The 12,146-nt window shown below is 48.1% G+C and carries 13 protein-coding genes and 1 other annotated feature; of the genes, 5 read left to right on the top strand and 8 right to left on the bottom strand.

Features of this window, described 5'->3' with window-relative positions; all coding sequences use genetic code 11:
• Positions 1-60: 60 nt before the first annotated feature.
• Positions 61-1,812, bottom strand: coding sequence for a methyl-accepting chemotaxis protein (locus tag DESRU_RS14685; RefSeq protein ID WP_013842867.1), 1,752 nt, complete (start codon positions 1,810-1,812; stop codon positions 61-63).
• Between the two features lie 265 nt (positions 1,813-2,077).
• Here DESRU_RS14685 and DESRU_RS14690 point away from each other — a divergent pair, with 265 nt between their 5' ends.
• Positions 2,078-2,929 (top strand): methyl-accepting chemotaxis protein, encoded by an 852-nt coding sequence (locus DESRU_RS14690; RefSeq protein ID WP_049786761.1) that lies wholly within the window; start codon positions 2,078-2,080, stop codon positions 2,927-2,929.
• A gap of 104 nt (positions 2,930-3,033) precedes the next feature.
• Positions 3,034-3,741, top strand: a complete 708-nt coding sequence (locus DESRU_RS14695) for an LCP family protein (RefSeq protein WP_013842869.1) — start codon at positions 3,034-3,036, stop codon at positions 3,739-3,741.
• Between the two features lie 27 nt (positions 3,742-3,768).
• Here DESRU_RS14695 and DESRU_RS14700 read toward each other — a convergent pair whose 3' ends face one another.
• The 5 genes from DESRU_RS14700 to DESRU_RS14720 all read right to left on the bottom strand — a co-directional run bounded on the left by DESRU_RS14700 (position 3,769) and on the right by DESRU_RS14720 (position 7,320).
• On the bottom strand, positions 3,769-3,960 hold the full coding sequence (locus DESRU_RS14700; RefSeq protein WP_013842870.1) for a hypothetical protein: 192 nt from the start codon (positions 3,958-3,960) through the stop codon (positions 3,769-3,771).
• A 105-nt stretch (positions 3,961-4,065) separates the two neighbouring features.
• Positions 4,066-4,281: a hypothetical protein gene (locus DESRU_RS14705; protein WP_013842871.1), complete on the bottom strand. Its 216-nt coding sequence runs from the start codon at positions 4,279-4,281 to the stop codon at positions 4,066-4,068.
• Between the two features lie 65 nt (positions 4,282-4,346).
• Positions 4,347-5,969 (bottom strand): bacillithiol biosynthesis cysteine-adding enzyme BshC, encoded by a 1,623-nt coding sequence (gene bshC / locus DESRU_RS14710; RefSeq protein WP_013842872.1) that lies wholly within the window; start codon positions 5,967-5,969, stop codon positions 4,347-4,349.
• A gap of 91 nt (positions 5,970-6,060) precedes the next feature.
• Entirely contained in the window at positions 6,061-6,963 is a 903-nt protein-coding gene (locus tag DESRU_RS14715) for a potassium channel family protein (RefSeq protein ID WP_013842873.1), read from the bottom strand.
• Positions 6,964-7,083: 120 nt separating this feature from the next.
• Positions 7,084-7,320 (bottom strand): FmdB family zinc ribbon protein, encoded by a 237-nt coding sequence (locus DESRU_RS14720; RefSeq protein ID WP_013842874.1) that lies wholly within the window; start codon positions 7,318-7,320, stop codon positions 7,084-7,086.
• Between the two features lie 168 nt (positions 7,321-7,488).
• Here DESRU_RS14720 and DESRU_RS14725 point away from each other — a divergent pair, with 168 nt between their 5' ends.
• Positions 7,489-7,710 (top strand): heavy-metal-associated domain-containing protein, encoded by a 222-nt coding sequence (locus DESRU_RS14725; RefSeq protein WP_013842875.1) that lies wholly within the window; start codon positions 7,489-7,491, stop codon positions 7,708-7,710.
• A 51-nt stretch (positions 7,711-7,761) separates the two neighbouring features.
• Here DESRU_RS14725 and DESRU_RS19970 read toward each other — a convergent pair whose 3' ends face one another.
• Both DESRU_RS19970 and DESRU_RS14735 read right to left on the bottom strand, forming a co-directional pair.
• Positions 7,762-8,067 (bottom strand): hypothetical protein, encoded by a 306-nt coding sequence (locus tag DESRU_RS19970; protein WP_187290581.1) that lies wholly within the window; start codon positions 8,065-8,067, stop codon positions 7,762-7,764.
• Between the two features lie 236 nt (positions 8,068-8,303).
• On the bottom strand, positions 8,304-9,395 hold the full coding sequence (locus DESRU_RS14735; protein ID WP_013842877.1) for a GNAT family N-acetyltransferase: 1,092 nt from the start codon (positions 9,393-9,395) through the stop codon (positions 8,304-8,306).
• A gap of 157 nt (positions 9,396-9,552) precedes the next feature.
• Positions 9,553-9,766 (top strand) — a binding site (T-box leader).
• A 40-nt stretch (positions 9,767-9,806) separates the two neighbouring features.
• Here DESRU_RS14735 and proB point away from each other — a divergent pair.
• Both proB and DESRU_RS14745 read left to right on the top strand, forming a co-directional pair.
• Positions 9,807-10,907 carry a glutamate 5-kinase gene (gene proB / locus DESRU_RS14740; RefSeq protein ID WP_013842878.1) on the top strand — a complete coding sequence of 367 codons (1,101 nt, stop codon included), beginning with the start codon at positions 9,807-9,809 and terminating at the stop codon, positions 10,905-10,907.
• Positions 10,895-12,142, top strand: coding sequence for a glutamate-5-semialdehyde dehydrogenase (locus DESRU_RS14745; RefSeq protein ID WP_013842879.1), 1,248 nt, complete (start codon positions 10,895-10,897; stop codon positions 12,140-12,142). The genes proB and DESRU_RS14745 overlap by 13 nt, the downstream gene beginning before the upstream one ends.
• Positions 12,143-12,146: the final 4 nt, after the last annotated feature.

Raw genomic sequence — 12,146 nt, forward strand, 5'->3', positions numbered from 1 at the left:
ATAGTTATGTCGTCTATTGCGACAAAAAAGCAGCCGGCTTTTTCCTGCTGCTTTTCTTCTCTAACGGCTCTCTTCTGTTTTTAGTGCTTCCGTCTGCTCTGCCTTTGTTTGGGGTTCTATTTCTTCTGTACAGGGTTCCGGTTTTTCCTCTACCATTTGGGGCTGAAAATCTTCTATGATTTCTTCCTTACTTGCTTCCGGGTACTCTTCCAGTTGAAAAGCGCCGGACATTTTCTCCAGTTCTGCCGCCATGGATGCAAAGTCCTCGGCCATGGAGGAAATCTCCTGCATAATGGCGGTTTGCTCTTGGATGGTGGCAACCGTCCCGGATACTCCGCCGGACATCTGCTCCGATCCCACCGCCACTTCGCGGATTTGTTCATCCAAGTACTGCACCGATGCAATAATCTGACCCAGGGCGCTTCCCACCTGCAATACAACCTGATTGCCGATTTCCACTTCTTGCGCTCCTTTGTCCATGGCATGGACAGCCCGGTCGGACTCTTCCTGGACGGAGGAAATCAAGCTCTTAATCTCACCGGCGGCCCTGGCGGAGCGTTCGGCCAAATTTCTTACTTCATCCGCCACCACCGCAAAACCCCGGCCCTGCTCTCCGGCTCTGGCGGCTTCAATGGCGGCATTCAGCGCCAGCAGATTGGTTTGTTCAGCAATTTCAGTAATCAGGTCGATGATTTGAAAAACCTGTACGGCGGTTTCATTCAGGTTATGAATGGCCTGTCCCACCATTTGGGTGGAATCTGAAATGTTGTTCATCTGACCTCGAATATTATCTACAGCGGACTGTCCTTCTTTGGCATGCCGGGCGGTTGTATCCGCCACCTGAGAAACATTCTGGGTGTTGTCCGCCACCTGTTGAACCATACTGGCCATCTGGTGCATGGAAGAAGCTGAAGCGGCGATTCCGGAAGAGGTCTGCTGAATGGTTGAGGTAAGCTGCTGGGCTACCGCCGCTACCTTGGCAGACTTACTCTTTAATTCCATTAGAATGTTTCTAAGATGATCCGTCATTTTATTAAAGGCTTTGGCCAAGACCATTAATTCATCCCGGCTGTGAACCATGATTTTCTCGGAAGACAGGTTCCCCTCGGCAATTTGAGCGGCCTGCTTGGTCAGCGCCTTTACCGGGCGGCAGATTATATTGACAATATAAATGGCTACGATTAGACCGCCGGCAATGGATAGCAAGATGCCAATCAAAGTAAACTGCTTCACCTGGGAGGCTGTTTGGTTATTTCTTACCTTTCCTTTATTTAATTGATCTTCCATGAACAAAACAATGGCGTTGCCTGACTGAACAACCCGTTCAACAGAACCTTTTCCCTGGTTAAGATAATCCTCCACTTTCTGATTGGAGGAGTCCTCCGCCGCTAAGCTTTCCTGTTTTATTTTAATGGCCCCGTCGGCATACACCTTAAATTCCTGAAAAGAATTGATTAGGGTATTGTAATAATTTTTTCCCTCGGCGGATTGAATGGATTGACCCAGTCCGTTGATGGATCCTTCCACACCCTTAATGCCGTCCTGGTATCTCAGCACATAATTCGGGTCTCCATTGAGCATATATCCCCGCAGGTCCAAAGCAGCCTGTTCAAACCGCACTAAGGCGGCATGGGTTTGATTCATCACCTGGACTTCCGATTCAATTAATTGATTATATGAATGATTCATCTGATTTAACATGGCAAGAATACCAAAGCCTGCCGCTGTGGTTATAATCAAGATAACGGCAAAACCGGTCAATAGCTTGGTCCGAATGGTAAATAATTTATCTTTTTTGCCATTTGGAATCATTTTCTTTTCCCTCCAGACATTAACACTTTGATAAAATTATATTGGAATGTGTATCATTCGACAACCGGAAATAGTAAAACTTTTAAAATATACTGAACCATTAAGATGTTTAATTTTTGTACAATACCATTAAAATAAACAAAATTTTGTTATTTTTCAGACGAAAATATTCAAAATTTTTTGTTACCATAGTAGGAAATACCATTTGGATAGAGAATAATCATAGTGAACTGAACGAACCAGCGTAGAGCAGGAGGTTATGAACTTGACAAGGGTAGGAATTGTAGGGGGTGGTCGTGGCGGTCTAGCCATGCTGCGCCTGTTATCATCACTCTCTGAAGTATCCGTTGTGGGTATTGCCGATGTTAACTCGGATGCTCCCGGGTTGGTGGCGGCTAGAGAGTTAGGCATCCAAACTTTCCTGGATTTTACCCAGTTATTAAAAGTACCCAATCTGGATGTTGTGGTGGACGTTACAGGGAATGCCTCCGTTAATGCTGCCATTATGAGTAATAAAGCAGAAAATACACACCTAGCCGATGCCATGATATCCAAATTAATGTACACCATTGCCCGCAGTCAGGAAGAAACCGCCCAGGAATTGCGGGCACAGGCCCAGCAATTGGCTGGTATGGCGGAGGAGTTAAATACAACCGTTCAAAGTGTTCCCGAAGCCATCGACACCGTTACAAAAATTCTTGGCTCTCACAGTCACAAGTTAAATGAAGCTGTAAGCCAGGCAGAAAAACATATTAAGGATACCGATGAAGTCATTGATTTTATTAAAAAGGTTGCCGACCAAACCAAGCTCCTGGGTCTCAACGCAGCCATTGAGGCAGCCAGGGCAGGGGATCATGGCCGGGGCTTCGGAGTGGTGGCCAATGAGGTTCGTAAATTGGCCGAAGACAGTGTTGTTTCCGCCAAAAAAATCAGCACCATCTTGTCCAACATCGAGGCATCCATGCATACCATCATTACCGGTATTGAGGAAACGGCCGGCATTGCTGAAATGCAGACCAACACCACCGAACAGGTGGGTATGGCGGTTGAACAATTAGGGAAAATGGCCGATGAAATGAAAGAATTTGCCGGCAAGCTTGCCGAATTTGCCAGTTAAAAAGCTCTTTTCTTTGTGTAAAAGTAATAAGAGCTTATTTTTTTGGCATAATAAGGATTATGAAAAGGAACCGATTTTTTTCAATTCCCTGCCGGACATTAAAAATGCCGCTTTCTCCCTTGGTTTTACTGCTCCTGGGTCTTTTCATTTTCTTACCGGCCGTCGCGGCAGATGCAGCTCCCAAGGACAAAACCAATATTATTTGCTTCTGGGTCGACGGAAGTAAAATCAAAGCCGTAACCCTCCTGCGTTTTGACAGTGGTAACGGTAAAGTGGGTGTTTTAAGCGTCCCTTTATACACCAATGTGGAAGTGGACGGACAATTAAGCACCATTGAAACATTGTGGAACAAAGGTGGAAAAAAGCCTCTCATCAACCGCCTGGAAACTTTGATGAGAATTAAGATTCATGGGGAACTTACTTTTGATCAGCCGGTTTTAGAAAAAGCCAGTGCACTGATTGGCACCTTTCATCTCAAAGGACGCGCCTTGACCATGGCCCAAGCCTTCGAGGAAACTCGGTTGGAGCTCCGCAGGGATGATGAAGCGGTTCTGCGGGCTATGGCCGCCAATATTATTTCTCCCGGTGATCTGCATAACATTCCCAGGCTGTTGTGGCTGTTTACAACCCAGGTTGAGAGCAATATCAGCCCGGATCTAATGGTGGGAATTTATAAGGTCGTCTGCCACCGGGGACCGGCCATCGTAACCAAAAGATCCCTTCAAGGCCGGGATTATTACCATGGAGGGTCCCGCTACCGCTATGTTGATCCCGACACTTGGAAAAATATTATGAGTGAAATAAGCGCCTGACCCTTGAAGGGTCAGGCGCTTATTTTTTCAGGTCATGGCCATGAGCAATCCCAGCATCAGCCCTAAGAATCCTGCGGCGGAAATTCCCAGCCACTTCCGAACCGGTTTACTGCCCAGGTCTATACCCCCGGAAAACAAGAGCTGTAAAAATACCCCGATAATGCCGGCAGAAAACAAAATCCCTCCTGCCAAAACAAAGAAAAAACCAACGGCTAACATAGCAATCTCCTTTTAAACGATGTCTCAACAAACTCCTCTCCTCATCATATCAAAAGAAGCTGTATTATAAAGAAAAAATCCTCACCTTTCGGTGAAGATTTTTGGTTATCTCGCAGAAGCCTGCAGGCGTTCATAAATCTCCTTGCGGGTTTGACCCTGGAGACTGCAAGCCATTTCAAGGAACACCTTTTCCTTTAACAGGGTGGAGTGACCTTCTGGGAAAGAAACACAGTATTTACTTGTTCCCGGAACGGGAAAAACCGATAAGTTTATTTCCCTGAATCTTTTCATGGCCTCAATAAGATTGATTTGGTATTTCATTTTGCACTCCCCCTACCTGCCTTTTGATTATTTTATTCCATTTCTCAGGGAAAGTGAATACTTTCTCAATCAAAAAATAAAATTTTTTGTTGCCAATTCTCCACATCCATTAAAGAAATCATCTCCCCTATGCAATCCGGGCCATATTTCATCAAATAGGGAAAAACATTATAAACTCTCTCCTGCCATTGTCCCAGGGGGTGAAGCATGTGGTTTATTTTGGCCAATTGCCGGAGAGCCGCTTCATGATTCCTGCGATGATGCTGGTTTACCTTCGCTTCAAAGGCCCTGAGGTTCCCCGTCATGCGCCGCAGGCAGTCTTGACCCAAGCCTTGAATGACCGGATTAATTATCGCTACCTTTTTCACAAGTCCTTTATGGTGTTTTTTCAACATTTCATTAAATTCATTAAACAGGGCGGCGATTCCCACCTCATCGGACTGCTCCAGGTAGACTGCGATAAAATCCTCCAGCCCCCGGGGAATCTGCTCCAGAGGAACGTGATATTTTTGCATTAACTTATGGATCAGCGGTTCCACCAGGGTCACATTGGGACGAGGGTAGATCACCGGCATCCTCTCGTTAAAAAGTTCAAAGATCCTTTTAAACTGCGCAAAATAACCCATTTCTCCAGGCCCCGCCACATAAGCCAGGACAGGAAACAGCTTATTTTGCAGCACCGGTCGCAGGACAACATCCGGACTGAAAGAATCCGGCTGGGTCAAGGCTTGTTCAGCCAACTGCTCCCGCTCCCAGGTTGTCCGTTTTTCCCGGTTATAAAAAGTCTGTTTATCTGCAAACAAGGTCTGCCTTTGTCCCTGGATATAAAGGAATAAATGGGCCTTGTTTCCCTCACTTTGCACCTGGGGAGAAAAACCAAGGCTGCGGATTTCCCGGCAGGCCGAGTCCAGCAACTGATCCGCCCGGGGTGCGGACATAACGGCCTGATAAAACAGACCTGCGGATCTTTGACGCAGAGGCTTGAGCAGGGGGTTTACCATCACCAGCCCGTAATCTTTAAATAAGAAGGTCATTAAACGCCCAAACCAATCGGCAACATTTAGGGAATTCCGGGCTGTTTTACGGAGCAGTTCAATTCCTTCCTGCTGCCATCCCATGGGGGGCGTTAGTTCCTTGATTTGATCCAACAGCCTGCCCGCTTCCTCCGGTACCGGAAGATGTCCAAGGGAGAATCTGACGCCGGGTTTCTCCTCCAGCCCCACCCTCTGGGGACCTTGGGAGGTGGGGAGATAAATATGATTAACTTCTGCAAAGTCGTGATCGTCGGCGCCAATCCAAAAAACCGGAACCACCGGATGCCCCAGTTCCCGGGTTAGTTTACGGGCCAGCACAATGGTCCCCATAGCCTTATAAATGGTATACAAAGGCCCGGTAAGAAAACCCGGCTGCTGCCCGGTAACAACCGCTACCGCCCTGTTCTTTTCTATAAGCTCAATGTTTGCCGTAGTTTGAGAACCGCAGCCAAGGGAGAGGTTGTACTCTTTTAAACATTCTGCGGGTAAATCCAGCGGTTCTTGCCGTTGGGTAAGCAGGTATTCAAGGTGGTCCCGAAAAGCTTCCTGCCGCCTGGGATCATATTGAAAAAGCCTTATGACGCCGGGTTCCCCTTGCAAATAAGACCGGGCCAGGGCCGGGGGATAAAGACCCTCAATTTCTTCAACGCGCAAAAGTATCTCTCCTAATTTCATTTTAACGGTCATAAAAATCTCAAGAAAAAAGTTCTACCGCTCTTTCTTATTATCCTGCCCGCTGCCCAATCTATTCCCTTCTGCCGGCTGTAAAAGCCGCCAGTATGCTTCCTACAAAAAGGGCGGAATACAAAAAGCCTGTAACAGCCACAACCAGGGTGATTAAAACTGCCAAGCTTCCCCTGGGAATAATATCGCCGTAACCAACGCTGGTAAAGGTGATAATGGTAAAATACAACAGCTTTAAAGGTTCCGTCACCGGTCCGGAATTGTTCACAAAGGCATAGGGATCGGTATTGGAAACCAGGAGAATCAAGGTATATAAATTAAAGATGATGATCAGCAGCCAGGATACAATGAGTGAAATGGGGGCAAACCGGTCGCCCCAGCGATGGATGGTGGCGATGCCGGGAGATCTCAAACAAAGAATGATGCCCCTGAAAATTTGATAAAAGTTTAAAGCCATGCCGGCCAGCATAATTCCTTCTACCAGGGGGCCAGGCGTCAAATCCTGGATGACAAAAATATAAATGAAGGGTACAAAAACGGAATAAATGGCAATTCTAAAAATCTGCGATTCAATGATGTAATCAAATAAAATTCTTTGGGTGATAAAAATTACCGGCGCCAGCATTAAGGCCAGTCCGGCTAAAGACAGCACCGTGGTTAAAATGCTGAGACCCAAAGTCACTGCCAGACTTAATTCAGTCTGGCGCTGCCAATAGTAAAAGGAAAGGACAATACCGTAAACCAGCAAGAAAAACAGCAGGAACAGCGGCATTCGGGCAATGGAGATCAGACAATAGCAAAGCATGTTTCTCAGTTTGCCGAAGAATTGCCATAATCCCACCAGGCCAAAAGGCTGCTTATCCGGTGTTTTTAATACCGGCACCAGCGTCTGAGCCAGCAGCAGCAAGGTGGCCAGCAGGACAAACAATATAATAAAATTGTGCAAAAATTCCATTTGGTTCATCGGTAACTCCCCGCCTGTTTTCCCTTTACTAAAACTATATTCAGGAGGGGCAACCCATTAGAAAAGCAAAAACCGGGGAATTTCCCCGGTTTAATCATCCATTCCTTTACGGACTGTAACTTACATACCGCAACTGCCGGTGGGACACCCGGAATTACCCGGTGCCTTGGCACAACAGGCACTGCGATCCTCATTGGCCGGTTTGCCAACGGAAGCAGGCAGGAAAGGGGCGGAGACTTTTTTTTCCACCTTTTCTTGACCGCAGGCTGTACAGGTTACCGTTTCTTCACGCCCGGCCAGTTGTAATTTCTCAAAAGTTTTACCACAGGTTTTACAGACGTATTCAAAAATGGGCATGAAATCATCATCTCCTATGTGTAGAGTTTTGGACTTTTTAAAGTTCGACGAAATTCGCTAAATTCCTTCTGTCGTCTCCTTTGTTTATTTTAATATATTTCCAGATATAAAAAAAACAAATGGGGCCATTTTAATGCAAGAAGACTTATTCGTCATGGAGGTGATTTCTTGTCTGAGCAGGTAATCTTCCGAGTGTGGGAGATGGACACCGACACCCAGAAACTGGAGGTTATAAACGCCATGGAAAAGTATTCCGGTGTCTTGGAGGTGGAGGCAGATATGGAGACGCAGTTGGTAAAGGTTTTGTTTGAGCCCTCCAATATCCTGGCCGGAGATTTAATGGACAGTGTAGAAGCCGCCGGCTACCAGGTATCAATCATCCAAAGATAATGTAAAAAACCACAGTGGATGCTTCCCTGTGGCTTTTTACATAACCCATTATTATTGCCCGGTATATTCATCAATCAGTCTCTGCAAATCCCTTAAAAAGCTTTGCAGTTGATCGGAGCTTTCATTCTTTTTCTCTACCGCGGGTTCAACAGCCATGGTTGTAACGGGCTGTTCAAAGGCATATGAAGCGGGGTACTGGGTCAACACATTCCCCTGTGGATTTACCGGAGGCGGAGCATAACTCTGGCTGGGGTTACAGTCCGCTTCTTCCTGATCCGGAATTTCTACCGGTTTATTGGAATATTGCTGCTTGGGCGGAAGCATTAAAGAATGCATGGTGGTTTCAAAATTTTTCATCTCGGTGCGAATAATGGACAAAGATTTACGCGTTGTCTCCAGTATATTAGCAAAATTCTCCAACTTATCCTCTATCCCGGGACTCTGATTGCTAAAAAAGGTCAGTCCAAATAGCGCAGCCCTCGGATCCCTTAGGGGAGGAAAAAATCTAAACATCTTCTTACTCCTTTCAGGCTTTTTTTTATAATACGTATCAAGGAGTTCGAACGTCACAGGATTTCCAAATAATTACAGACCTATTTTATCTCCTTGGTATAGACCCGGAAAACTTTATTTACTTTACTTCCTACACTACCGGTGATAATACTGTTCATCTGAAAGTTTGAATCCATTACCAGAGATAATTCCGCCTGTTTATAGCCTTTCCGGTTCATGACACGAATGGCGTGGTCAATGAATAAAGCCACCACACCACGACTTCTGTATTCGGGTACCACCGCTAAAATGCCCACACGAACAGAAGTGGGTCTGCCTATTCTCCTGCCTGGAGAATTTTTTGCAGCCCGCAGTTGCGGACCCAGATCGGGCAGTATGATGAAGACGCCAATGGCTTTCTGATCCACTTCGCAAAAGACTAACAGCTCCGGATCAGCAAAGGACCGAATACCGGTGAGAAAGGCGGCTCCCTCTTCCTGATTCATGGGTACAAATCCCCACTGATTGGTCATGCTGCGGTTATGCATCTCCGCCACTCTGCCGCCTTCACCCCAGGGGTCCCGGAGGTTTATGGGGCGCAACCGGATGCCGGGAATTTTGGCGGCCCTCTTGGCTACTGCCCCGAGCTTGGTATTGGACTCGGTATGCTCCGGTTGCCAAACGTAAGAAAATAAATCCAGCTTTTTGGAACATCCCAGTTCCTCCAATAGGGGACCGTAATAAGGAGGATTATAGGGCATCAAAAACATGGGGGGAGACTCAAAACCGTCCACCAGCAGTCCCACCTGTTGGTTTGTATTGATGGTTGCCGGTCCTTGCATTTCCCTTTTTCCTCTGGCGGCCAGACTTTCGGTTGCCGCGTTTAACAAGGCCCGGGCCACTTCAATATCGTCAATGGTCTCAAAGCAGCCAAATAAACCGACCTTTTGATCCTGTAAAAGATCATCAGTAATGGCGGCAATCCGTCCCACCGGTTGTTGTTGTTCATCCAATGCCAGATAGAGCTCGCAGTCAAGGTGCCTCAGTACAGGATTGGCCTGGACGTTAAATATCTGCCGCTGGCTGGCATCCGATACCGGTGTCCAGAAAGGGTCCTGCCGGTACATTTTCCGGGGAAGCTGTATAAAAGAGTTAAAATGTTTTTCTCCTCTAACTTTCATTACCGTTATCAAGCCCATTCCTCCAAAAGTCATCGTTAACCTATCTTATGAAAGAATGCCGGTAATGGTGAAGGGATCTGGAAATCGGCCTAAGGGATGTATACATAATATTAATAGACCTTTTCTTGACATTGTTGTTTGAGAATAGTTATAATAAACTCAATTAAACAAAGAGGCGATGAAAGAGAACAGTAAAAATCCTCTGCCTGTTAGAGAGTGGGATTCGACGGCTGCAAGATCCCTCGGGCAAAGATTTTGAAATCCCACTCCGGAGCCGTTCGGGAAAACCGAACCGGATGCCCCCGATACCGGGCTAAGAGTGAATGCACCCTTTGTGCATTAATTAAGGTGGTACCGCGAAAGTATGCCCTTTCGTCCTTTTAGGACGAAAGGGCTTTTTATTTTTTGAGGTGGTGTTGCACCGTGGAAATTCATAAGCGGATTGTTATTAAAATTGGCAGCAGCAGTCTTACCAATCCTTCCGGTCAATTAGACGGGGGACGCATGCAGCAACTGGCCGAGGCCGTTATTCAACTTTATCAAAACAACTGGCAGCCGGTTCTGGTTTCTTCCGGGGCGGTGGCAGCCGGTTTGGGCCACCTGGGATGGAACCGGGCCAGCTTGACCATGCCTGAAAGGCAGGCGGCTGCGGCAGTAGGCCAGGGCCTTTTAATGGAAAAATACAATGAATTCTTTTTAGCCCGTGGAATCAGGGTGGGGCAAGTCCTCTTAACCAAAGAGGATTTGGCGGACCGCCGCCGTTATATTAACGCCCGCAACACGCTAAACGCTTTGCTGGGCAATCAGGTCTTACCCATTGTGAATGAGAACGATACCGTCGCTTTTGCGGAAATCCGCTTCGGCGACAACGATACCTTAAGCGCTCTGGTAGCCGGACTGGTGGAGGCCGAACTGCTGATTATCCTGACGGATATTGACGGTCTGTACAGCAGTGATCCCCGAAAAGACCCGAAGGCCCAATTGATTCCTGTGGTTCAGCAGGTGGATGAAAAAATTGCCCGGGCAGCCGGCGGCAGCGGCAGTCCGGTGGGCACCGGAGGAATGCGCACCAAGCTGGCGGCCGCGCGCATCGCCGCCAGGAGCGGCATCCGTACCGTGGTTACCAGTGGCAAAAACCCGGAAATTCTGGTATCCATTGCAGCGGGGAAACCCCGGGGCACTTCCTTTGAACCCTCTGTCAACTGCCTAAAAAGCCGGAAGCAATGGATTGCCTTTGGCAGTGTACCCCGGGGGACCGTCACGGTTGACGGCGGGGCTGCCAAAGCGCTGCTGGCCGGGAATAAAAGCTTGCTGGCAGTGGGCGTCATGGATGTAGCGGGAAATTTCAGTGCGGGGAATGTGGTGGCTGTGGCTGACGCCAACGGCGTCGAGCTGGCCAGGGGTATTTCCAATCTTTCTGCCGAAGACTTGCGCCTGATCATCAAAAACCCGCAAAGGGGCTTGGAAGTCATCAACCGGGACTGGTTGGTTTGTGAAAGGAGTTTTTCAGGATGTCCTATGTAAAAGAGCTTGCCCTTAAGGCCAAAGAAGCCGCCAAAACCCTCTCCCTGTTAAGCAGCGAAGAAAAAAACCAAGGTCTGCTGGGTATTGCCCGGCAGTTGCTGATGGATGCGGAAGACATTTTAAGGGCCAACGAAATGGACCTGACCAAAGGAGAACAAGAGGGGATGCAGCCTTCCCTGCTGGATCGCCTGGCTCTTACTCCAGCCCGCATCGGCGATATGGTGGAAGGGATTCGGCAAGTGATGGATCTGGATGACCCGGTGGGCAGAGTGATGGAATCTCGGGTTTTACCCAACGGTTTAGCCATCGACAAAGTCCGGGTGCCTATGGGTGTGCTGGGTATGATTTATGAGGCCCGGCCCAATGTAACGGTGGATGCCTGTGCCCTGGGTCTGAAGGCCGGCAGTTCCGTACTGTTAAGGGGCGGCTCCAGCGCCCTTAACAGCAACCGGGCCTTAGTTCAAACCATTAAAAAAGGCTTATCCGGGACGCCCATCCCGGAAGAAGCGGTGCAGTTTGTAGATACCGACGAGCGGGGAGCAGTGGATGAAATGCTTCGGCTCAACGGCTTTTTGGATCTGATCATACCCCGAGGCGGCGCCGGCCTAATCCGCAGAGTGGTGGAAACAGCCACAGTGCCTGTGATTGAAACCGGAGTGGGAAACTGTCATCTTTATGTGGATCAGGACGCCCGGGGAACCATGGCTCTGGATATTCTTTTAAACGCCAAATGCCAGCGTTACGGGGTTTGCAATGCGGCCGAAACCCTGCTGGTGCACCGGGCCATAGCTCCTTCCTGGCTGCCGGGAGCCATCAAGGAACTGGCTGACCGGGGAGTTGAAGTTCGCGGGTGTCCGGCAACGGTTCAGTTGGTTCCGGGAATAAAACCGGCTGAAGAAAGCGACTGGGCCACGGAATTTCTGGCCCCCATCCTGGCGGTCAAAGTGGTGGAAGACTTGAACGAAGCCATCCTGCATATACAAAAATATGGCACCGGACATTCGGAAAGCATCATTACCGATAATGTCGGTGCCGCAGAAGAATTTTTAAAGAGAGTGGATGCCGCCGCTGTCTATCACAATGCTTCCACCCGTTTTACCGACGGCTTTCAATTTGGTTTTGGCGCTGAGATCGGCATCAGTACCCAAAAACTTCACGCCCGAGGTCCCATGGGACTGGCGGAGTTGACCAGTTACAAATATGTCATCAGGGGAACAGGCCAAATTCGCCTGTAAGTAA

It is taken from the genome of Desulforamulus ruminis DSM 2154, from assembly GCF_000215085.1.
In the GTDB taxonomy this organism is placed as follows: Bacteria; Bacillota; Desulfotomaculia; order Desulfotomaculales; family Desulfotomaculaceae; genus Desulfotomaculum; species Desulfotomaculum ruminis.

Coding starts and splice junctions, on each gene's coding strand:
- DESRU_RS14685 (WP_013842867.1), bottom strand. CDS start 1,812: ATGATTCCAAATGGCAAAAAAGATAAATTATTTACCATTCGGACCAAG.
- DESRU_RS14705 (WP_013842871.1), bottom strand. CDS start 4,281: ATGAAATACCAAATCAATCTTATTGAGGCCATGAAAAGATTCAGGGAA.
- DESRU_RS14720 (WP_013842874.1), bottom strand. CDS start 7,320: ATGCCCATTTTTGAATACGTCTGTAAAACCTGTGGTAAAACTTTTGAG.
- DESRU_RS14700 (WP_013842870.1), bottom strand. CDS start 3,960: ATGTTAGCCGTTGGTTTTTTCTTTGTTTTGGCAGGAGGGATTTTGTTT.
- DESRU_RS14715 (WP_013842873.1), bottom strand. CDS start 6,963: ATGAACCAAATGGAATTTTTGCACAATTTTATTATATTGTTTGTCCTG.
- DESRU_RS14745 (WP_013842879.1), top strand. CDS start 10,895: ATGTCCTATGTAAAAGAGCTTGCCCTTAAGGCCAAAGAAGCCGCCAAA.
- DESRU_RS14695 (WP_013842869.1), top strand. CDS start 3,034: ATGCCGCTTTCTCCCTTGGTTTTACTGCTCCTGGGTCTTTTCATTTTC.
- DESRU_RS19970 (WP_187290581.1), bottom strand. CDS start 8,067: ATGAAAAATTTTGAAACCACCATGCATTCTTTAATGCTTCCGCCCAAG.